Origin of the sequence: Streptomyces xinghaiensis S187, from assembly GCF_000220705.2 — a bacterium.
In the GTDB taxonomy this organism is placed as follows: domain Bacteria; phylum Actinomycetota; class Actinomycetes; order Streptomycetales; family Streptomycetaceae; genus Streptomyces; species Streptomyces xinghaiensis.
The window spans coordinates 3,720,574-3,740,747 of record NZ_CP023202.1 but is presented as its reverse complement, the minus strand read 5'-3'; the positions used below and the strand labels follow the sequence as shown (position 1 = coordinate 3,740,747).

The window sequence follows — 20,174 nt, the reverse complement described above, 5'->3', positions numbered from 1 at the left end:
GCGCGTCTCGACCGAACACGGCAGATGCCGCTCACGCCAACTGCGGATGCGTTGTGCGTGGCGGCATGGCCGTGCGCCCGAGGAGGGCTCAGCGAATGTGTGCTGTGCTCAGTGCTGGCTCACCACGTCGAGATTGATGAACCTCGGCTCGGTGGTGCACAGTTCGCGCAGCCGGTCCGCGAAGGTCTGTGTCTCGGGCAGTGAATTGTTCTTCATCGCCGCCTCGTAGGACGGGAACTCGACAACGTCCACGTAGTGGTTCGGGTTGTCCCGGTCGTGGGCGTGGAACTCGCGCGACAGGGTGCGCTTCCCCTGGGTCGCCTGCTCCCACTCGTCGAACAGCGGCTCCAGCTCCTGCTCGCGGGTCGTCTCGTACTCGATGATCTGCATAAAGGCCATGAGTTCTCAGCTCCTTGGATTTCGTGCGAACGGTTCTCCGGCAGGCTCAGCCTCAACCGGACCTGCCCTCAGCCGGACTTGGCGTACTCCGCGGCCATTCCGCCGGCGAAGTCGTACAGGACCACGGGCTCGTCCCCGACGACCCAGGCGTCGTGGCCGGGCGGGCAGACCACGACATCCCCGGGGCCTGCCTCGCCCTCGGCGCCGTCGTCCATCCGCATCCGCAGGCGCCCCTGCACCATGTAGGCGTTGTGGTGCACCTGGCAGCTCTCGGTGCCCACCACCGGGCCGACCGACTCCGACCAGCGCCAGCCGGGTTCGAAGGTCGCCACGGCGAAGTCGAGCCCGGTCAGATGCAGGGCTTCGATGTGGCCGCGGGGGAAGTCCCGGCGTTCGTCGGGCTTGTCGACGGTCTTGATCTCCAGTTGCACGGCGGTCATCTCCATCCGGGTTGGGTCGATCCGTGCACGGACCCGGTCGGTTGCCGCCGCCACCGGGGCATCGGCTCCGCTGCCGCGGCACGCCGACTGAGCCCCATACACATCCAGTATCGACCCATTTGGCCTATTACGCGACTTGGGCCTGGACGTGACCAAACGACCGGGGCCCGCCGCTCCGATCGAGCGACGGACCCCGGTCACGCGCGTACGCGTCTCCGCGACAAGGGGATGTCCGGTTCATGCCGGGCTGGTCACCTCAGCCGAAGCGATCGAACTCGCCTTCCTTGATTCCACGCATCAGAGACCGGAGCGATCCGGGTGTGGTCATAACGACCACACCCGGGTCATCGCTCTCGCGCACCTTTATCGCCTCTCTACCCTCGGCCAGTTCGAGACAGTGATTACCGTCTCCGCCTCCGGAGTAGGTGGACTTCTGCCATCTGGTCGGCACGTGCACAGCCATGTCGCTCACATCCCGCACCTCGGAGTTTCCGGAGCCGGGCCGACCCGGCGGTCAGTCCAGCGGCTCCCCTGTGATCTCCTCGGTGATCGCGAACCCCTTGGCCGGCCCGTCGGGGATCTCCACCGCCGTGCCGTACGGCACGCGGATCTCGGCCGCGTAGACGGCCTCTTTCGGGGAGGGAGACGTCAGCACCGTCACCGTGCCGTGTCCGTCGAAGTCATCGATCAGCACATACACCGGAATCCCGGCCCGGGCATACGCCCTCCGCCTCCGCACCCGGTCCCGCTCGGTGGCGTCCCGCCCGGGCGAGACGACCTCGGCGACGAGGGCGACAGACTCGGCCGAGACGCCCAGCCCGTCCTCGTCCAGCGCCTCCTCAAGATCCTCGGGCGCGACAAATACATCCGGGATCAGCACTTTTCGGCCATGGAGAATGTTCATGTCCTGGTAAGCGGCACAGTCACCGCCTTCGAGGAACTTCTCCACACGGCGCCGGAGCCGGTTGGAGACGATGCCATGACGGCTGCGGCCAGTGGGAGACACCTCGATGAACCCCTCGACGATCTCGGCGTGGAAGCCCTCGGGGAGTTCCAGGGTCTTCCACGCCTGCCACAGAGCCCCGTCGAGATCGACTTCGGCCTCACTCGTCGTCATGGGAGCCTCGGTCCTCTCGCACAGCAGAGTGGTCATGGCGCAGCGCCTCCTCCTCAAGTGTGGGCTGAGCGGCCTTGCGGCACAAGCAACACCGTCACGCTACGTAGACGATCCGACGCACGGCTCCCGAACGGGTCATCGCCACTCGTCCGGGTGAACCCTCAGCCGAGGCGCTCGAACTCACCCTCCTTGATCCCGCGTATCAGCGCCCGAAGCGATCCCGGTGTGGTCGTCACCACCACACCGGGATCACTGCTCTCCCGGATCCGTATGCGGCCGGCACCGATGACCGTCTCCAGACACTCATTACCCGTAGTGCCGCCGGAGAAGGAACTCTTCTGCCACCCGGTCATGCCCACACCTCACTCAGATCTCGGACGGTTCGACTGATCGCGCTCCCCGGCAAGCGCAAGGCAGCCGGGCCCGGGAGATGCCGCCCCGCATGACCGGCGGGATGCGACCCCCGATACATCGACCGCCGGACCGGCTTCTCAACCCAGGCGACCGAACTCAGCCTCCTTGATCCCGCGTATCAGCGCTCCAAAAGCACGAGGCGTCGTCGTGACGACCACACCCGGCGCATCGCCCTCTCGCAGTTTGACCTCCGGGGAATCAGAAGCGACCTCAACACAGTTGTTGTCCGGTCCGTTGCCGGAGAAGGAGCTTTTCTGCCATTCGGTCATGGGCACCTCACAAGTCTCGGGCGATTCGGCTGATCATTTTCCGGGAGTCGGCAGGGCTGAGCGCAAGGTCGGCCGCCTTCTCGAACAACCCGCGGTAAGCGTCGAGTTGGGCCTCCGCGTGCAGGAACACGCTGCCATGAGCGGCGTCGAGATGCACCGTGTCGAGGTCTGCCACCGGGCCCTCGGCGTAGAGCATGGAGTAGCCCGAGCCGGCGAAACCATCAACGTCGAAGGGGATTACGCGCACCATCGCAGTCGGACCTTCGGCGACGTCCAGGAGGAACGCGAGCTGTTCACGAGCCACCTTGCGATCGCCGACCCTGATGCGCAGTGCGGCCTCGTGGATGACAGCCGAGAAGTGATTCGCCGGCTTACCGACAAGAGCCTGTCCGCGCTGCAGGCGGAAGCCGACGACGGCTTCCAGGTAGTCGGCCGTCGGCTGAGGGCTGGCGTAGGTGTGGATCGCCCTGATGTAGTCCTCCGTCTGCAGGATCCCGGGCACATGGACGATCTCAAGGCTGCACAGGCGCCTGGCCCGGTGCTCCAGCTCCGCGAGATCCAGGGACCTGCTCGACAGGACACCCCGGTACGCCTCCCACCATCCACGCCCTCGTTCCGTGGCCATCGAGACCAAAGCGTCGACCAACTCGGCGTCTGCGCAGCGGTAGTGCGAGGCGAGCCGCCTCAGCCGCTCCTCACTGACACCGATGCGGCCTGCCTCGATGTGACTGATCTGGATGGGACCGGTCCCCAGCAGCTCACCGGCCTCTCGTGCGGTCATCCCGGCGCGCTCGCGCATCTTGCGCAGCTCCGCGCCCAAACGCTCTTGCCGGGCAGTGGGATGGCTCCTCGGCGGCATGGGTCCTTCCTCGGTACGTACGGGGCCTTGAGGGCGCGCCGTACCCGTTCCACCCCGTTCGGGGGAAAATCCGGATAAGGCTTGCAACGTATCAAGGCTGATACTTACTTTCAGTACTGCGCCGCTCACGCAGCGGGACTCCGGCCAGCCGGAAGCGCACCACCGTGCCCTGCCCCGGGCTGGCCGAGGGCGGCGGGCGGTGGCAGGCCACCGCGGAGGCCCCACGTCAGTACGCACGCCGCGCAGCGTTCGCGGTCGACACGGCTCACCACTCAACCGCATGCACCCACGCCCGGAGGCCACCATGCCCACACCCGCCCCTTTCGAGTACCGGATGCAACTCCCGCACGACCCGCGCGCCGTGGGCGTCGCCAGACGCTCCCTCCGCGCCGCCCTCACCGCGCACGAGGTGCCCGAGCTGACCGAACGGGCCGAACTCCTGGCGAGCGAGCTGCTGACCAACGCCATCGTGCACTCCGACGGCGAGGCACAGCTCCGGCTGCGCTGGGCGCGGGAATCCCTCTGGCTGTCCGTCTGGGACACCAACCCCAAGCCGCCGGAGCTGCGCGTCTCGGACGACGACAGCGAGGGCGGCCGGGGGCTCCATCTGCTGCGGACACTGGCCGACCGCTGGTCCCACTATCCGGTGCGGCCGGACGTCTGCGGGGGCCCCGAGTCCAAGGTCGTCTGGTGCAGGATCAGCCGGTCCGCGCCCGGTTGAACCGCGGCTCGCGACCGGTGTCAGTCCCCCGTACCGGCCTGTCCGCAGGAGACACGGGGGTCTGCCAACTCCCCTCCCCGGCAGGGGTTCCGCGCGCACCGATGAGTTTTCGGCCGCCCGCCGGTCAACCCCTGCACAGACCACGGAGAGAGCGGAACGGGAGAACGTCATGAGTGACACGCAGGCACAGCAGGACGGCACGGTTCGGGGGAGCACGGCGGGCGGGGCGCGGAAGGGGCGCGCCATGGCGATCACGGTGCTGGTGCTCCGGATCGTCTTCGGCCTGTTCTTCGTCTTCGCCAGCGCGCTGCCGAAGCTCATCGCGCACCCCTCGGCCACCGAGGGCTTCGACAAGATCGGCCTCGGCGACTGGTTCATGTACCTGACCGGGATCCTCGAACTGGCCGGCGGGATCGCCCTGTTGATCCCGCTGCTCTCCGGACTGGCCGCGTTCTCGCTGGTCGCGCTGCTGATCTGCGCATTCGGTATCACCGTGACCGTCTTCGACGGGGAGAACGCCGCCTCGCCGCTGCTCTTCGCCATACCGATCGCCGTCATCGCCTGGCATCAGCGGCACACCGTGCCCGAGCTGTTCACGCGGCTGCGGAGCGCCCTCGGCCGCTGAGAACCGGGCCGGGGCGGGCGGGGCCGGACCGGCAGCGGCGAGTCCGGATCGGATCAGAGCCGTTTCGCGGGGCGGGCCGGCGGGGTGTGGTCGCCGTCCCGCGGTGCCGGGGTCCGGGCGTCCGTGCCGCGCTTCGCGGCGGCCTTGCCCAGATGGTGGAGGGCCCCCAGCAGCAGGCCGATGTCATCCAGGTAGATGGGGTCGGGCAGCAGGTCCACGGGAAAGACGGTGTAGACGATGGCGCCCCAGAACAGGAGCTTGTCGCCGGCCGGGGTGTCCTCGCTGCGCAGCATCCGGTATGTGCGCACCAGCTTCACCGCGAGGACGACGGCGACGGCCAGCATCGCCACGGCAAGCACCACCAGCACCCAGAACACCGGTCCGCCGAGTTGGTCGATCACAGGCTTCCACCCTCGTAACGGCCCGGAGCATGCACCGGGGTTGGGACTCGTACCGTCTTGTCCGGATCCTAACCGGGGAGTCCGGTCGTGGCGGTGGTTGTGCTACTTCTTCCCGGGCCGGTGGCCACCACGCGCCTACGCCGTCCGGCGGATGCGGCACGGTACGCCTGGGGCCCGCGAACGCCTCGGGCCCGGGAGCGGGATGCTCTCCGGGTCCGGGACGGTGCGCGTGAAGGCACGGGCACGCGGGAAGGACAGGGTCGGCGGCGCGGGCGGGGCCGGGCGCGGCGGGACCTGTCGCAGGGTAATAACCCGGTCAGCCGGTGGGCGGAACGGTTCATGTCGTCACCCCGCCGGGGCCCTACTCGCCCCGCCGCTTCGGGCGCCAGACGACCAGTGCGCTGCTCTGCTGGACGTCCGAGTACGGCACCAGGTCCCGGCGGTACGAGGCATGCACCGCGGCCTCGCGCTGACGCATGGCCATCGCCGCGCCCTCGACCGCCTGCTGGAGCTCGGCCACCCGCGACTGGAGCGCCGCGACCTGGTTCTCCAGTTCGATAATGCGCTTGATCCCGGCGAGGTTGATGCCCTCGTCCTGGCTCAACTGCTGCACCTGGCGCAGCAGTTCGATGTCCCGGGCGGAGTAGCGCCGCCCGCGGCCCGCCGTGCGGTCCGGGGACACCAGGCCCAGCCGGTCGTACTGCCGGAGGGTCTGCGGGTGCAGACCGGAGAGCTGGGCGGCGACCGAGATGACGTACACCGGTGACTCGTCCGTCAGCTGGTACGGGTTCCGGCTGCCGCGGCCGGTGCCCTCGCCGGCGACGCCACCGGAGCCTCCGGTGCCGCCTCCGCCCGCGTTCCCGGCTCCGCGCCCGCCTCCTCGGATGTCCATCTCATGCTCCCTTCGCGGCCTGGAACAGCTCCGCCCGCGGGTCCTCACCCGCGGTGGCCTCGCGATACGCCTCCAGCGCGTCCCGCGCCTTGTCGCTCAGATCCCGGGGAACGGACACCTCGATGGTGACCAGCAGGTCGCCGCGGGTGCCGTCCTTGCGCGTGGCGCCCCTGCCCCGGGCGCGCATGGTCCGCCCGTTGGGTGTGCCGGCCGGCAGCTTGAGCGTGACCGGCGGCCCGCCGAGGGTGGGAACCTTGATCTCGCCGCCGAGCGCCGCCTCCGTGAAGGACACGGGCACGGTCACCGTGAGGTTGTCGCCCTTGCGTCCGAAGACGGGGTGCTTGTCGACGTTCACCACCACGTACAGATCGCCGTTGGGTCCGCCGCGCTCGCCCGGCGCGCCCTTGCCGCGCAGCCGGATCCGCTGGCCGTCGCTGACGCCCGCGGGGATGCGCACCTGCATGGTCCGCGAACTGGTCGCCCGTCCGCTGCCCTTGCACACGTCGCAGGGGGTCTCGGCGATCAGGCCGCGGCCCTTGCAGTCGGCGCAGGGGTCGGTGAGCGAGAAGCCGCCACCGCCGCCGCGGGTGACCTGCCCGGTGCCGACGCAGGTGGGGCAGACCCGCGGCGTACCGTTTTTGTCGCCGGTGCCGGAGCACGCCTTGCAGGCGGCGGAACTGGACATCCGCAGCGGGACGGTGGCCCCGTCGACGGCCTCGGTGAAGCTGAGCGTCACCTCGGACTCGATGTCCTGGCCGCGCCGCGGCTGGGTGCGGGCGCCGGGGCCGGCGCCGCCCCGGTTGAAGATCCCGCCGAAGACGTCCCCGAGCCCGCCGCCGAAGCCGCCGGCCCCCGGCGCGCCGGCGCCTCCGCCCTGGGCGCCCCCGAAGAGGTCGCCCAGGTCGAAGTTGAAGCCGGCGGGGCCGCCGCGGCCCCCGGCCCCCGGGCGGAAGCCTCCGTTGCCGAAGAGCGCGCGGGCCTCGTCGTACTCCTTGCGGCGCTTGGGGTCGGCCAGGACGTCGTTGGCCTCGGAGATCTCCTTGAAGCGCTCCTCGGCCTTGACGTCCCCTTTGTTGGCGTCCGGGTGGTACTCGCGGGCGAGCTTCCGGTACGCCTTCTTGATCTCCGCCTCGGTCGCGTCCTTCGGGACGCCGAGAACCTTGTAGTAGTCCTTCTCGATGAAGTCCTTCGTGCTCATTCCCGGCGTCCCTCCTTCCGGTCCGTCATGACGTCAGCCCTCGTCCGGGCCACCGTTCTCCTCGTCGGCCGCCGGTGCCGCCTCCTGGCCGCCCTCGCCCTGGGCCTGGTTGGGCTGGGCGCCCGGCTGGGGTTCGGCGACCGCGACCCGCGCGGGGCGGATCGTTCGTTCGCCGACCCGATACCCAGGCTGGAGGATCGACACGCATGTGGTCTCGGTGACGTCCGGGGCGTAGGAGTGCATCAGCGCTTCGTGGATCGTCGGGTCGAAGGGCTCGCCCTCCTTGCCGAACTGCTGCAGTCCCAGCTTGGCCGCCACCGTCTCCACGGACTCACCGACGGCCTTGAAGCCGCCGACGAGTTCGCCGTGCTCCCGCGCCCGGCCGATGTCGTCGAGCACCGGGAGCAGCTCGGAGAGGAGGCTCGCCGTGGCGAGTTCCTTGACCGTGATCCGGTCGCGCTCCACCCGGCGGCGGTAGTTCTGGTATTCCGCCTGGAGCCGCTGGAGGTCTGCGGTGCGCTCGCCGAGCGCGGTGCGGACCTGGTCCAGCTGGGCCGTCAGAGCCGTGATGCGGTTGGCCTGGTCGTCCGTCCCGGCGTCCCCGGCCTGGCCCGCCGGGCCCGCCTGGTCGGCGGGTCCGGCGGCCTGCGCCGCGTCAGGGGTCTGTGCGGCTTCGGCGTCGGCGGGGACGTCGGGCTCCTGGTCGAAGCCCGGGGTCTCCTCCGTCACGCGGCACCGTCCTGTCGCTTGTCGTTCTTGTCGTCGTCCACGATCTCGGCGTCGACGACGTCGTCGTCCTTGGCCTCGCCGCCGGCGGCACCGGCGTCGGCACCGGCCGCCCCGCCCTCGGCCTGGGCGTTGGCGTACATGGCCTGGCCCAGCTTCTGGCTGACCGCGGCGACCTTCTCGGTGGCCTCGCGGATGGCGGCGGTGTCCTCGCCCTTCAGCTTCTCCTTGAGGTCCGCCAGGGCGGCCTCGACCTCGGTCTTCACATCGCCCGGGACCTTGTCCTCGTTGTCCTTGAGGAACTTCTCGGTCTGGTACGAGAGCTGCTCGGCCTGGTTGCGGGTCTCGGCGGCCTCGCGGCGCTTGTGGTCCTCGTCCGCGTACTGCTCGGCCTCGCGCATCATGCGGTCGATGTCTTCCTTCGGCAGCGCGGAGCCGCCGGTGACCGTCATGCGCTGTTCCTTGCCGGTGCCCAGGTCCTTCGCGGACACGTGCATGATGCCGTTGGCGTCGATGTCGAACGTGACCTCGACCTGCGGGACGCCGCGCGGGGCCGGCGGCAGGCCGGTCAGCTCGAACATCCCCAGCTTCTTGTTGTACGCGGCGATCTCGCGCTCGCCCTGGTAGACCTGGATCTGCACGGACGGCTGGTTGTCCTCGGCCGTGGTGAAGATCTCGGAGCGCTTGGTCGGGATGGTCGTGTTGCGCTCGATGAGCTTCGTCATGATGCCGCCCTTGGTCTCGATGCCGAGGGACAGCGGGGTGACGTCGAGCAGGAGGACGTCCTTGACCTCGCCCTTGAGCACACCGGCCTGGAGGGACGCGCCGATGGCGACGACCTCGTCCGGGTTGACGGTCTTGTTGGCGTCCTTGCCGCCGGTCAGCTCCTTGACGAGCTCGGCGACGGCGGGCATACGGGTGGAACCGCCGACCAGGACCACGTGGTCGATCTCGGACAGCGCGATGCCGGCGTCCTTGATGACGTTGTGGAACGGGTGCTTGCAGCGCTCCAGGAGGTCGGCCGTCAGCTGCTGGAACTGGGCGCGGGTGAGCTTCTCGTCCAGGTGCAGCGGGCCCTCGGCGGAGGCCGTGATGTAGGGGAGGTTGATCGTGGTCTCGGTGGACGAGGAGAGCTCGATCTTCGCCTTCTCGGCGGCCTCGCGCAGGCGCTGGAGCGCCATCTTGTCCTTGGAGAGGTCGACACCGTGGCCGTTCTGGAACTGCTTGACCAGGTACTCGACGACGCGCTGGTCCCAGTCGTCACCACCGAGGTGGTTGTCGCCGTTGGTGGCCTTGACCTCCACCACGCCATCGCCGATCTCCAGCAGCGAGACGTCGAACGTACCGCCGCCGAGGTCGAAGACGAGGATCGTCTGGTCGTCCTTCTCCAGCCCGTAGGCGAGAGCGGCGGCCGTCGGCTCGTTGACGATGCGCAGGACGTTGAGGCCCGCGATCTCGCCGGCCTCCTTGGTGGCCTGGCGCTCGGAGTCGTTGAAGTACGCCGGGACGGTGATGACCGCGTCGGCGACCTTCTCACCCAGGTAGGCCTCGGCGTCCCGCTTCAGCTTCTGCAGGATGAAGGCGCTCATCTGCTGCGGGTTGAAGTCCTTGCCGTCCAGGGTGGTCTTCCAGTCGGTGCCCATGTGGCGCTTGACCGACCGGATGGTCCTGTCGACGTTGGTGACCGCCTGGCGCTTCGCGACCTCGCCGACCAGCACCTCGCCGTTCTTGGCGAAGGCCACGACGGACGGCGTGGTCCTGGCGCCCTCGGCGTTGGTGATGACGGTGGGCTCACCGCCTTCGAGAACACTGACGACGGAGTTCGTCGTGCCCAGGTCGATGCCGACCGCACGTGCCATGGTTGATTCCTCCAGCTGACTTGAGTGGAACTGACTCAAGGGTGCCGGACCCGTGCGGTTCTGTCAAAGGAGCTGAGCCGCCCCGGCTCAAGTCTTGTGCGGGGCCGTCTGTCACGCGCCGCACGAGCCTGCCACGCGGCCGCCGTACGGATCTCCGTTCGGACCTCCGTACGGACCTCCGTACGGACCTCCGCACGACCTCCGCCGGACCTGCCCCGGGGCCCTCTCACCCCGGCCGCCCCCGGCATTCCCAGCCCCTCCGACGCCGCGCGCCATGACACCGGCGCCGACCGGAGGCCATACTTCCGCGTACCTCCGGAGCCCGCCGGGATGCGCGGGAGGGCGCGCCGGAGGGCGCCCGAAGGCCCGGTGAGCGACACAGATCACCGGCCAGCCGCCTTCAAGCGGTCCTCGATCCTGGGTAATCTCAGGAATACTGATTAAGTTACCGCTTAGTAATTACCGCTCTCGCAGGTCCGAGGAGCCCCTATGCAACTCGCCGCGATCATCGTGTCGCTGGTCCTCACGGCGGTCGGCGTTGCGCTCATCGCCCGTGCCGTCGTGCAGCTCTACCGCTTCGTCAAGATCGGCCAGCAGGTTCCCGCGGGCTCCCGCACCGACCAGCCGAAGCAGCGCACCCTCACCCTGGTCAAGGAGTTCCTCGGCCACACCCGGATGAACCGCTGGGGCATCGTGGGCGTGGCGCACTGGTTCGTGGCCATCGGCTTCCTCACGCTGCCCCCCACCCTGGCGCAGGCCTACGGCCAGCTCTTCGCCGCCGACTCCGTGCTGCCGGTCATCGGCGGCTGGCTGCCGTTCGAGATGTACGTCGAGTTCATCGGCCTCGCCACCGTCCTCGGCATCGCCACGCTGATGGTCATCCGGCTGCTGAACCTGCCGACCCGGGCCGGCCGCAAGTCCCGCTTCACCGGCTCCAAGGCCTGGCAGGCGTACTTCGTCGAGTACGTCATCCTCACCATCGGCCTGGCGATCCTGGTGCTGCGCGGCCTGGAGGGCGCCCTGCACCACGTCGACGGCTACGAGGCCGCGTACTTCGCCTCGTACCCGCTGGTGCTCGCCTTCGACGGGTTGTCCGCGGCCTCGCTGCAGACCCTGGTCTACCTCTTCGCGATGATCAAGATCAGCGTCTCGATGATCTGGATGATCACCGTCGCGCTGAACACCAACATGGGCGTCGCCTGGCACCGCTTCCTCGCCTTCCCCAACATCTGGTTCAAGCGGGAGTCCAGCGGCGACGTGGCCCTCGGCGCCCTGCCCGTGATGGTGTCCGGCGGCAAGCCGATCGACTTCGAGGACCCGGGCGAGGACGACCAGTTCGGCGTCTCCCAGGTCGAGCACTTCTCCTGGAAGGGCATCCTCGACTTCGCCACCTGCACCGAGTGCGGCCGCTGCCAGTCGCAGTGCCCCGCCTGGAACACCGGCAAGCCGCTCTCCCCGAAGCTGCTGGTCATGTCGCTCCGCGACCACGCCCACGCCAAGGCCCCGTACCTGCTCGCGGGCGGCGGCAAGGACGAGGAGGGCAACGAGAAGGCCACCGAGGAGCAGCTCAAGGACGTCCCGGCGGCCGCACTCGCCGAGGCCGAGCGGCCGCTGATCGGCACCCTGGAGGAGAACGGCGTCATCGACCCGGACGTCCTCTGGTCCTGCACCACCTGCGGTGCCTGCGTCGAGCAGTGCCCGGTGGACATCGAGCACATCGACCACATCGTCGACATGCGCCGCTACCAGGTCATGATCGAGTCGTCCTTCCCGAGCGAGGCCGGGACGATGCTCAAGAACCTGGAGAAGAAGGGCAACCCCTGGGGCCTGGCCAAGAAGCAGCGGCTGGAGTGGACCAAGGAGGTCGAGGCCGAGACCGGCTTCGCCGTCCCGGTCGTCGGCCGCGACATCGAGGACCTGAGCGAGGTCGAGTACCTCTACTGGGTCGGCTGCGCCGGCGCCCTGGAGGACCGGGCCAAGAAGACCACCAAGGCCTTCGCGGAGCTGCTGCACACGGCGGGCGTCTCGTTCGCGATCATGGGCGGCGACGAGAAGTGCACCGGTGACTCGGCCCGCCGCCTCGGCAACGAGTTCCTGTTCCAGCAGCTCGGCCAGGAGAACGTGGCCATGCTGAACATGGCCTTCGGGGAAGACGACGAGGACGAGTCGACCAAGCTCGACAAGTCCAAGAAGAAGATCGTCGCCACCTGCCCGCACTGCTTCAACACCATCGCCAACGAGTACCCGCAGCTCGGCGGCGAGTACGAGGTCATCCACCACACCCAGCTGCTGCAGCACCTGGTGGACGAGGGCAAGCTCGTGCCGGTGCACCCGGTCGAGGGCCTGATCACGTACCACGACCCCTGCTACCTGGGCCGGCACAACAAGGTCTACACACCGCCGCGCGAGATCATCGCCAACGTGCCCGGCCTGCGGAACGAGGAGATGCACCGGCACAAGGAGCGCGGCTTCTGCTGCGGCGCCGGCGGTGCCCGGATGTGGATGGAGGAGCGGATCGGCAAGCGCGTCAACAACGAGCGCGTCGACGAGGCCCTCTCCCTCAACCCGGACATCGTCTCCACCGCCTGCCCCTTCTGCCTCGTCATGCTGACCGACTCGGTCAACGGCAAGAAGGCTGCGGCAGACAGCGGCTCCGCCGCGGGCGTCAAGGCGAAGGAGGAGCTGAAGGTCGTGGACGTGGCCCAGCTGCTCCTGGAGTCGGTGAAGGCCCCCGCCGGGCCGGACGGCGCCGCCGAGACGACGGACGCGCCGGAGCCCGCGCCGGTCGACTGACCACCACCCGCCGCGCGGCCCGCGCGGCGGAGGGCCCGCGGGGCGTTCACGGGACGGCCGGTGGCGCAGCACCTCGTGTGCCGCGCCACCGGCCGTCGGCGTTCCCGCGCGCGGGTCTCCTGCCCGGCGTGCGCGGCCCCCTGCGCGGCAAGGGCGGCCTCCTGCACGGCGAGGGCGGGGCGGGGCGCGGCCCGCCCCGCCCGTCCCGTACGACACCTGACGTACAACCCTCGCGCCCCCGCCACCGTCCAACCGGCACCGGGGGACGCCGGGCCCTCCCCGGCCACCCACCCCCCGCGCCCGCCCGGCCCTGCTCGACGCTCGACCAAGGAGCCGTTCAGTGCACAAGAACCGTCCGGCCGCCGTCACGGCGGCCTCGTTACTCCTGCTGGCCGCCGCGGGGCTCGCCGCGGCCCCCGTGGCGCACGCGGGCGTCCACGACAGCATCCGTGCCGCCGACCGCAACTGCGACTTCAACGGCGACGGCCGCGACGACGTCCTCATCGGCGCCCCCGGCGGCACGGTGAACGGCGACGCCGGCGCCGGGTACATCACCGTCCAGTACGGCACCTCCGGCGGTCTCACGACCTCCAACGCCGTGGTCCTCCACCAGGACAGCGCCGGAGTGCCCGGCGGGGCCGAGCCCGGCGACGCCTTCGGCCAGGCCGTGGCCACCGGGGACCTGGACGGCGACGGCTACGACGACGCGGCCGTCGGCATCCCGGACGAGGCCATCGGCACCACGGCCCGGGCCGGCGGCGCCGTCGTCCTCTGGGGCTCCCCGCAGGGCCTCACCGGCACCGGCTCCGTCTGGCTGGAGTCCACCTCCCCCACCAAGGACCAGGCCTTCGGCACCGGACTGGCCGCGGCGCGCTTCTTCGACGAGGGCAACGCGGGCGACCTGCTCGCCGTGGTCGACCGCGACGGGCTGCAGCTGTACGCCTTCGAGGCCGCCCGCGACTTCTCCATCCGCAGCGAGGGCCGGGACGGCGCCGAAGCCGGGGCCCGCACACCCGTTCTGCGGAACGACGCCGTGCGGGGCCCCGGCCGCTCCGGCGGCTCCGGCTCCGCGCGCCTCACCGCGGCGCCCGCGCAGAACATCCGCCCCCATGCCGTCACCACCGGCGACTACGACGGCAACGGCTGGGCGGACCTCGTCGTCACGGGCCTCAGCACCGGCGCGGAGCCCGGCCACGGCTGGTCGATGTACTTCGCGGGCGGCCAGGACGCCCTGGCGTACCAGCGCGAGCTGCGCGGCGGCCCCGCCGCGGCCTCCGGGGACATCGACGGCGACGGCCTCGACGACCTCGTCACCGGCGAGCCCAGCAGCCCCGACGACGGCGGCGCCACGCTCACCGGCGGCCTCGTCGGCGTCTACTACGGCAGCGCGTCCGGCCCGGCCGGACAGGGCGGCGCCGCCGACCCGGAGACGCCGCCGCAGTGGTGGACCCAGGACTCCCCGGGCATACCGGGCGTCGCCGAACAGGGCGACGGCTGGGGCTCCGACCTCTCCGTCGCGGACACCGACGGCGACGGCTACGCGGACGTGGCCGTCGGCGCCCCGGGAGAGGACATCGGTTCGATCGCGGACGCGGGCGCGGTGTGGGTGCTGCGCGGCGCGGCGGGCGGGCTGACCGCCACCGGCGTCCGGGACGTCAACCAGGACACCGGGAACGTGCCCGGCGTCCCGGAGACCGCCGACCGCTTCGGCGGCCAGGTCCGCCTCGCCGACCCGGACGGTGACGGCCGGCACCTGCTGCTCGCGGCGGCGCCGGGGGAGAACACCGACGACGGCGTGGTGTGGGTGCTCCCGGCGGGCAGCGGCGGCGTGACGGCCGCCGGTTCCTGGACGTACGGCGCGGGCTCCGTCTCGGCACCGTCCGCCAACGCGCGCTACGGGGCCGCGATCGACGAGTAGCGAGGGCACGACGGCGCCCCGCCACGGCCCGGCCGCGCCCGGGACCCCGGGACACCCGGGCCGTACGTCCGGACCGGAGGCCCGGGCCGTACGGCCGGACCGGAGGCCCGGCCGTGGCGCGGCGCCATCCCGCTCTCCGGCACCTGCGCGGGAGCGCACGGGGGCCCGCTGCGGGGCGGTGCGGGATGGTGCATCCCCCCGTGGAAGCACCTTCCCGCCGCCGACTCGCAGGGAGTCTGCCAGCCGCCACTGACACTCCCGCCCCTCGCGCCCGCCGCCCCACTCCGGTCCCGGGACCACGGCCCCGGCGCCTCTCGTGACCCACCCTCGTGCGCCCGCTCCCTGAGGCACCGGCAGATGCCAACTCCCGCGCCGCCGCGGGCGGATGCGCGCCACCGCCGCGCGGCGGCAACCCGCCCGTGTCGCCATCACCCCTCCCCGCCTGGGGTTTTCCCCACCGGGTCCCCCTAAGGGATGTCACAGGTAGGCAGCAAAGAGGGGCCATTGGGGCCGTGGGCGCACCTCGTCCCCGCCGACCAGGTACGTTCGAACGGTGGCTGGATTCAGGATGGGACGCGGCCGGGACTCCCGCTCCGCGCAGCAGCAGGCCCCGCAGTACCGACCAGGGCAGCGGCAGCAGCCGTACGGACCGCCGTACGGCGGGCAGCCCGCGCCCCCGACCGCACCGCCCGCCCCGCACCAGCAGTGGACGGGGCACGGCGGCGGCCAGGGCGGTCCGGGCGAGGGCCCGGAGTACTTCGGCGGCCACGATCCGCACCAGGGTCACGGCGGCCCGGCGCACGGCGCCCCCGGGCGGGCGGCGCACGGCCACGACCCGTACGCCAACAACCCGGGCCACACGCAGGCGTTCTCCCTCGGCGACGCACCGGACGCGTACGGTCCGGGCCACGGCGGCGGCTACGACCCGTACGGCGGGGAGCCCGCCCCGCCCGCCGGCCCGCGGCTGCACTGGAAGCAGCTGCTGAGCGGCATCGTGTTCCGCCCGGGCGCCACCTTCTGGCAGATGCGGGACTACCCGGTGTGGGGCCCCGCCCTCACCGTCACCTTCCTCTACGGCATGCTCGCGGTCTTCGGCTTCGCGGACGCCCGCGAGGACGTGCTGAACGCGACCCTCTCCAACAGCATTCCGTGGGTCATCAGCAGTGGCATCGCGATCGTCCTCAGCGCGCTGATCCTGGGCGCCGTCACCCACACCCTCGCGCGGCAGCTCGGCGGCAACGGCACCTGGCAGCCGACCGTGGGCCTCTCCATGCTGATCATGGCGATCACGGACGCGCCCCGGCTCCTGCTCGGGATGTTCATGAGCGGTGACAACACCGTGGTGCAGGTGGTGGGCTGGCTGACCTGGCTGGCGGCCGCCGCGCTGTTCACCTCGATGGTGAGCAAGTCGCACGACCTGCCGTGGCCGAAGGCCCTGGGTGCCTCGGCGATCCAGCTCGCGGCGCTGCTGGCGCTGCTGAAGCTCGGCACGTTCTAGGACGCGCGTACGCCGGCACACCGCCGCCGGAGACGACGTAGACCACGTACCGAAGGGCCCCGCTCCGTCACGGAACGGGGCCCTCCTGCATCCTCCGGCCGGCTCACCGTGCCGGTGGTGCACCGGCCGTCATCCGGCCGGCCCGGGCTGCGGCGGTACCAGCGCGGCGTCCGACCGGGACGGGCTCCGCCCGCCCCCGGAGGCCACCCGCCGGACCGCGCGCCGCCCCCTCTCGGCCAGGGCCCGGTAGAAGCGGTCCGGCAGGAACACGGCATCCGCGACGATCATCGCGCCGGAGAACAGCGGCAGCCCCATGAGGACGGCGATGCCCAGGTGCATGCCGAGCAGCATGACCAGGACGGGGTACTTGAACCTCCCGAACAGAACGAACGGCAGGGCCAGCTGCAGGAGCACCGTCAGATAGCCGGCGGCGGCGACGAACAGCCAGCGCTCGTCCACCATCTGCGAGAGCGCGGGCCAGGGCCGGAACAGGTCGAGGTTCACGACGTAGTGCAGCGCGGTCCCGTCCGCCCAGAAGCTGCCCTGCACCTTGTACAGACCGGCGGAACCGTAGAGCAGGCACACCTGGGCGGCGATGACGAAGAGACCGCAGTTGTGCGCCACGGTGACCAGGAGCCGGCGAGCGGCGCCGAGCTGCGGCAGAAGACGGGACGCGTCCGCCTCCGCCCCGGCCGGCGGGGACCCGGCCCCGCTCGCGGAAGCCCGGAGCCGGCGCCTGCGCGCGTCGAGGGACCAGCGCCGGCCGCAGGCGGTGAAGCAGAGGTAGACGGCCATGAGGAGCATCAGATTGTCTCCCCCGTCCGTCATCAGGATGGCCCGCGCGTGGAAGGAGGCCACCACGACGGCGAACACCACGGACATCGCCCGGGTCCGCCAGCCCAGCATGAAGAGAGCGGAGGTGAGGAGAGCCAGCCCGTAGCAGAACTCGAAGTACACGCGGCTGTCGGACAGCAGGAGGATGCTCGACCAGCCCGTCTGCTCGAACAGCTGAGCCGCGAGGGCGGGGGTCCAGGGGGAGCCCGGGCCCCAGATCTCGTGCCGGTGCGGGAACTCCCGCAGCAGGAAGGCGAGATAGAGGAGGCCGTACCCGATCCGCAGCACCGATGCCGCGTAGAGGGAGACCGGCCGCTCGGTCAGGGTGGTGCGGAGCGCGGCGAGGCGGCCGGACCGCCGCCGTGCGCCCGCCCCGGTGGTCCCCGGGTCCGTACGGGGCGACGGGGACGCGGGAAGAGAAGCCTGCTCAGCCGGCATGGTTCGCCACCTTCCACCACGGGAGATGCCTGGTGTTCGCGGGCGCGGGGGGCGGGGCGGGCGCAGCCGCCGCGGGACCGCCCTCCGGGCGGGGCGGGGCGATCGGCTGCGTGACCACCCTCAGCTGGATCGACGTGAAGTCGCCGGGCCCGGGCCGATGGGCGCGGACGCGCTCCGCCGCGATGTTCCGCAGGTAGTCCCGGATCATCAGGGCCCGGTCCGAGCGTGCTTCGTCCTCGCCGCCGTATGTCTCGAGATAGGCCGTCCAGGCGCGGCGGAGAGTGTTCTGCGCCGTGTGGCTCGGGAACGGGTTGTGCTCGACGGCGGAGGTGTCGAGGGCCGTCAGGTCGAACCAGCCGCTGACGTGAGCGTCGCCGTCGGCGGAAGTCCGCAGGGTCCGCACCGAGATCCGGTGGTTGACGGACTCGGGGTTCGGCGCGAAGAGCCGCCAGTTCTGTTCGAAGAGCGGGTAGATCCAAGCGTTGATCTGCTTGCCGTAATGCTGCGAGATCCTGTTCGAGGGCGCGATATGCAGAAACACCAGAAGTACATGGAGAAGGGACACCACCAGGCACAAGATCACCGCGCCGCCGGCGGCCGTCCTCACCGGCCGCGAGAGTCCCGCGAATCCTCGGCCGGATCCCTGCGGGGAAGGCCTCACGGGCTCCGTGGTCCGGTCTTCGCCGGCCGGGCCGCCATCCGGCGCGCCGTCCGGTTCTCCGACGTGAAGTGATGGGGTGGCACTCGTCACGGCCGCACTCGGTCCTTCCGTTCTGACTGCTCTCGTTCCGCTGCTCGACAACCCCGCTGCGCGCGTCGCCCGACGGCTCCGCGCCGAGGCCGTTCCCTTTCCGGTTTCCGGGCTTCCGGGGCTTCCGGGTTTCCGGGTGGTGCTCTCGAACGGTGCGCGGCGGTACCCCGGGGGATCCGCCGCGCACCGTCCGTCCCACCGCGCTGCGCGCGTGTCCGCGAGCCACTGAGGGAGGGCAACTGCCCGGTGGGGAACCGGCAGAGGGGGTGGTACGGGAGGCCGGCTACGCCTTCCCGCTCTCCCGGCCCGAGCCGAGATCAGGCACGCCCCTCGTGACCATCACACGTGGTTGCCGGTGTGGCCCTGATGGGCCTCATGACCTCGCCGGTCCTTGTGCTTCTCGTGCTCATGGTGGCCGCAGTGCTGACCGTGGTGCTTGCTGTGGTGCTTGCCGTGCTCACCCTTCTGGGCGTGATGCTCGCCATGGTGCTCACCGTGCTTGGCGTGGTGCTCACCCTGGTGCTTGCCGTGCTTGCCGGGGTGTTCGCACTGCTGGCCGTGGTGCTCGCCATGGTGCTTGCCACCATGATCACCGTGGTGCTTGCCGTGCTTGCCGTGCTTGCCGTGGTCTTTGCCGCCGTCTCCACCACCGATGGTCTGGCCACCGTCGTCGCCGCCCGTCGTCCCGGCGATGGTGCCGCCCGGGAACCCTGGGAACCCGCCCGCGGTGCTGCCCACGGTGGCACCCGTTGTGGTGCCTGTGGTGGCACCCGTTGTGGCACCCGTGGTGCCGCCGGGGAAGAGGCCGCCGATGAGGCCGCCGACCAGGCCTGTGGTCGTTCCGCCCGTAGTGGTACCGGTGGTGGTCCCGCCCGTGGTCGCCCCGGTGGTCCCACCAGTGGTTCCCCCAGTGGTCCCGCCGGTGGTTCCGCCGGTGGTGGTGCCCGCACACGACGGCCGCGTGATCCTGTTGTTGTCCATCGTCACGGAGCCGCTCCGCGCCAGCGCGCGGCCGTCGATGGTCGCCCCCGAAGTGACGGTGATCGACGCCTGGGCCAGGATCGTGCCGACGAAGGTCGAGTCGGTGCCGATCGTGGCGGAACTCCCGACCTGCCAGAAGACGTTGCACGGCGAGGCACCGTTGACCAGGAGCACGCGGCTGGCGGACGCCGTCGTCAGCGTCGATCCGACCTGGAACACCCACACCGCGTTGGGGTCGCCCTGGGCGTCCAGCGTGAGTGTGCCGGTGAGTCCGATGGAGGAAGAGGCGTTGTAGACACCCGGAGTCAGCGTCAGGCCGCCCAGGTCACCGGAGATGCTGGCATCCGGAGCCTGGCTGGCGGCGTTGATGTATGCGGTGGTCAAGTCGGTCTTTGCCTGCAGTGCCACGGCATCGGCGGAATGCACACTGCCGATCACCAGGCCGGGAGGAAATCCGGTGATCGCCGTTCCCGGGCTCACTCCGAGGTCGCCGGTCACCACGGTCGGACCGGTGTTGGTGACCGACTGACCCGCCAGCACCGCGAAGGAGTCGGCGGTGCCGAGCGGGACGGCCGTTGCGATGGCGTGCGCTCGCGTCGGCATCATGGCCACCGCGAAGGTGGCGACTGCCACGGCCAGGGCGGCCGCGATCCAGGTGGAAAGCGTGCGCCAACGAGGCACACAAGAGATGTTCAGTGTCATGGCGAGCCCTACTCCTGCGCGGAATTGTGAGGAATTTTTCACGGCTCTTGGCCGGCACGCCGAACCGTTTTGCCTTTCCCCATAACGACGGCATCAGGGTTCAACGCTCTGTTCTTCGACCCCCGAATCAAACGCCAGATCAGCCGCTGGAGAACGTCACAACACAGCGCATTTGAGTGAATTACGACAATATCGGCCATGGGTGATCGAAATACATCACATAACCACACGAGCACATATGCCGACTGAAGATTTCCATCACACCACAAGAATGCCCACGAAAGGGCCTCATGGCCGCGACGAAAAGTAAGGGAAGCTCGCGGAACAGCCGTTTTGCGC

At 70.5% G+C, this 20,174-nt stretch carries 20 protein-coding genes; 5 read left to right on the top strand and 15 right to left on the bottom strand.

The window, feature by feature from the left end; all coding sequences use genetic code 11:
* Nucleotides 1–108: 108 nt before the first annotated feature.
* The 7 genes from SXIN_RS16085 to SXIN_RS16055 form a co-directional block, all read right to left on the bottom strand.
* Complete coding sequence (locus SXIN_RS16085; protein WP_039820256.1) at nt 109–399, bottom strand: hypothetical protein; 291 nt, start codon at nt 397–399, stop codon at nt 109–111.
* 68 nt (nt 400–467) lie between these two features.
* The gene (locus SXIN_RS16080; protein ID WP_420341050.1) at nt 468–839 is read right to left on the bottom strand and encodes a cupin domain-containing protein; all 372 of its coding nucleotides are present in this window, start codon (nt 837–839) and stop codon (nt 468–470) included.
* 256 nt (nt 840–1,095) lie between these two features.
* A complete protein-coding gene (locus tag SXIN_RS16075) occupies nt 1,096–1,302 on the bottom strand; it encodes a DUF397 domain-containing protein (protein ID WP_095758061.1) in 207 nt (68 codons plus the stop codon).
* 51 nt (nt 1,303–1,353) lie between these two features.
* Complete coding sequence (locus SXIN_RS16070) at nt 1,354–1,992, bottom strand: Uma2 family endonuclease (RefSeq protein ID WP_019707226.1); 639 nt, start codon at nt 1,990–1,992, stop codon at nt 1,354–1,356.
* A 125-nt stretch (nt 1,993–2,117) separates the two neighbouring features.
* Entirely contained in the window at nt 2,118–2,309 is a 192-nt protein-coding gene (locus SXIN_RS16065; protein WP_019707227.1) for a DUF397 domain-containing protein, read from the bottom strand.
* Between the two features lie 138 nt (nt 2,310–2,447).
* Entirely contained in the window at nt 2,448–2,639 is a 192-nt protein-coding gene (locus SXIN_RS16060; protein ID WP_192883593.1) for a DUF397 domain-containing protein, read from the bottom strand.
* A 7-nt stretch (nt 2,640–2,646) separates the two neighbouring features.
* Nucleotides 2,647–3,498, bottom strand: coding sequence for a helix-turn-helix domain-containing protein (locus tag SXIN_RS16055; protein ID WP_019707228.1), 852 nt, complete (start codon nt 3,496–3,498; stop codon nt 2,647–2,649).
* A gap of 304 nt (nt 3,499–3,802) precedes the next feature.
* Between SXIN_RS16055 and SXIN_RS16050 the strand changes: the two genes are divergently transcribed.
* Together SXIN_RS16050 and SXIN_RS16045 are read left to right on the top strand one after the other, a co-directional pair.
* Nucleotides 3,803–4,219 (top strand): ATP-binding protein, encoded by a 417-nt coding sequence (locus SXIN_RS16050; protein WP_019707229.1) that lies wholly within the window; start codon nt 3,803–3,805, stop codon nt 4,217–4,219.
* A 169-nt stretch (nt 4,220–4,388) separates the two neighbouring features.
* A complete protein-coding gene (locus tag SXIN_RS16045; protein ID WP_039820257.1) occupies nt 4,389–4,844 on the top strand; it encodes a DoxX family protein in 456 nt (151 codons plus the stop codon).
* Nucleotides 4,845–4,897: 53 nt separating this feature from the next.
* Here SXIN_RS16045 and SXIN_RS16040 read toward each other — a convergent pair whose 3' ends face one another.
* The 5 genes from SXIN_RS16040 to dnaK all read right to left on the bottom strand — a co-directional run bounded on the left by SXIN_RS16040 (nt 4,898) and on the right by dnaK (nt 9,920).
* Complete coding sequence (locus tag SXIN_RS16040; protein ID WP_019707231.1) at nt 4,898–5,245, bottom strand: YkvA family protein; 348 nt, start codon at nt 5,243–5,245, stop codon at nt 4,898–4,900.
* Nucleotides 5,246–5,606: 361 nt separating this feature from the next.
* The gene (locus SXIN_RS16035; protein ID WP_019707232.1) at nt 5,607–6,137 is read right to left on the bottom strand and encodes a heat shock protein transcriptional repressor HspR; all 531 of its coding nucleotides are present in this window, start codon (nt 6,135–6,137) and stop codon (nt 5,607–5,609) included.
* Between the two features lies 1 nt (nt 6,138).
* Nucleotides 6,139–7,335: a molecular chaperone DnaJ gene (gene dnaJ / locus SXIN_RS16030; RefSeq protein ID WP_019707233.1), complete on the bottom strand. Its 1,197-nt coding sequence runs from the start codon at nt 7,333–7,335 to the stop codon at nt 6,139–6,141.
* Nucleotides 7,336–7,368: 33 nt separating this feature from the next.
* Nucleotides 7,369–8,064, bottom strand: a complete 696-nt coding sequence (gene grpE, locus SXIN_RS16025) for a nucleotide exchange factor GrpE (RefSeq protein ID WP_019707234.1) — start codon at nt 8,062–8,064, stop codon at nt 7,369–7,371.
* Entirely contained in the window at nt 8,061–9,920 is a 1,860-nt protein-coding gene (dnaK, locus tag SXIN_RS16020) for a molecular chaperone DnaK (RefSeq protein WP_019707235.1), read from the bottom strand. The genes grpE and dnaK overlap by 4 nt, the downstream gene beginning before the upstream one ends.
* A 489-nt stretch (nt 9,921–10,409) precedes the next feature.
* Here dnaK and SXIN_RS16015 point away from each other — a divergent pair, with 489 nt between their 5' ends.
* From SXIN_RS16015 to SXIN_RS16005, 3 genes are all read left to right on the top strand, one after another.
* Nucleotides 10,410–12,713 carry a (Fe-S)-binding protein gene (locus SXIN_RS16015; protein ID WP_019707236.1) on the top strand — a complete coding sequence of 768 codons (2,304 nt, stop codon included), beginning with the start codon at nt 10,410–10,412 and terminating at the stop codon, nt 12,711–12,713.
* A gap of 340 nt (nt 12,714–13,053) precedes the next feature.
* The gene (locus tag SXIN_RS16010) at nt 13,054–14,631 is read left to right on the top strand and encodes an FG-GAP-like repeat-containing protein (RefSeq protein WP_019706536.1); all 1,578 of its coding nucleotides are present in this window, start codon (nt 13,054–13,056) and stop codon (nt 14,629–14,631) included.
* Between the two features lie 553 nt (nt 14,632–15,184).
* A complete protein-coding gene (locus SXIN_RS16005; RefSeq protein ID WP_039820268.1) occupies nt 15,185–16,129 on the top strand; it encodes a Yip1 family protein in 945 nt (314 codons plus the stop codon).
* 129 nt (nt 16,130–16,258) lie between these two features.
* On the opposite strand, the gene SXIN_RS16000 is transcribed toward SXIN_RS16005, so the two are convergent.
* From SXIN_RS16000 to SXIN_RS15990, 3 genes are all read right to left on the bottom strand, one after another.
* A complete protein-coding gene (locus SXIN_RS16000; RefSeq protein WP_095757140.1) occupies nt 16,259–17,401 on the bottom strand; it encodes an HTTM domain-containing protein in 1,143 nt (380 codons plus the stop codon).
* A complete protein-coding gene (locus SXIN_RS15995; RefSeq protein WP_337589351.1) occupies nt 17,391–17,942 on the bottom strand; it encodes a DUF5819 family protein in 552 nt (183 codons plus the stop codon). Before SXIN_RS15995 ends, SXIN_RS16000 begins: the two co-directional genes overlap by 11 nt.
* 549 nt (nt 17,943–18,491) lie before the next feature.
* Nucleotides 18,492–19,835: an ice-binding family protein gene (locus SXIN_RS15990; RefSeq protein WP_039820269.1), complete on the bottom strand. Its 1,344-nt coding sequence runs from the start codon at nt 19,833–19,835 to the stop codon at nt 18,492–18,494.
* Between the last annotated feature and the right edge of the window lie 339 nt (nt 19,836–20,174).

Bases quoted from the DNA above. Each gene is read 5' to 3' on its own strand.
- SXIN_RS16045 (WP_039820257.1), top strand. From the start codon at position 4,389: ATGAGTGACACGCAGGCACAGCAGGACGGCACGGTTCGGGGGAGCACG.
- SXIN_RS16015 (WP_019707236.1), top strand. From the start codon at position 10,410: ATGCAACTCGCCGCGATCATCGTGTCGCTGGTCCTCACGGCGGTCGGC.
- SXIN_RS16035 (WP_019707232.1), bottom strand. From the start codon at position 6,137: ATGGACATCCGAGGAGGCGGGCGCGGAGCCGGGAACGCGGGCGGAGGC.
- SXIN_RS16070 (WP_019707226.1), bottom strand. From the start codon at position 1,992: ATGACCACTCTGCTGTGCGAGAGGACCGAGGCTCCCATGACGACGAGT.
- SXIN_RS16075 (WP_095758061.1), bottom strand. From the start codon at position 1,302: ATGGCTGTGCACGTGCCGACCAGATGGCAGAAGTCCACCTACTCCGGA.
- dnaK (WP_019707235.1), bottom strand. From the start codon at position 9,920: ATGGCACGTGCGGTCGGCATCGACCTGGGCACGACGAACTCCGTCGTC.
- SXIN_RS16065 (WP_019707227.1), bottom strand. From the start codon at position 2,309: ATGACCGGGTGGCAGAAGAGTTCCTTCTCCGGCGGCACTACGGGTAAT.
- SXIN_RS16080 (WP_420341050.1), bottom strand. From the start codon at position 839: ATGACCGCCGTGCAACTGGAGATCAAGACCGTCGACAAGCCCGACGAA.
- SXIN_RS16050 (WP_019707229.1), top strand. From the start codon at position 3,803: ATGCCCACACCCGCCCCTTTCGAGTACCGGATGCAACTCCCGCACGAC.
- SXIN_RS16085 (WP_039820256.1), bottom strand. From the start codon at position 399: ATGGCCTTTATGCAGATCATCGAGTACGAGACGACCCGCGAGCAGGAG.
- SXIN_RS16000 (WP_095757140.1), bottom strand. From the start codon at position 17,401: ATGCCGGCTGAGCAGGCTTCTCTTCCCGCGTCCCCGTCGCCCCGTACG.
- SXIN_RS16060 (WP_192883593.1), bottom strand. From the start codon at position 2,639: ATGACCGAATGGCAGAAAAGCTCCTTCTCCGGCAACGGACCGGACAAC.
- SXIN_RS16055 (WP_019707228.1), bottom strand. From the start codon at position 3,498: ATGCCGCCGAGGAGCCATCCCACTGCCCGGCAAGAGCGTTTGGGCGCG.
- dnaJ (WP_019707233.1), bottom strand. From the start codon at position 7,335: ATGAGCACGAAGGACTTCATCGAGAAGGACTACTACAAGGTTCTCGGC.
- SXIN_RS15990 (WP_039820269.1), bottom strand. From the start codon at position 19,835: ATGACACTGAACATCTCTTGTGTGCCTCGTTGGCGCACGCTTTCCACC.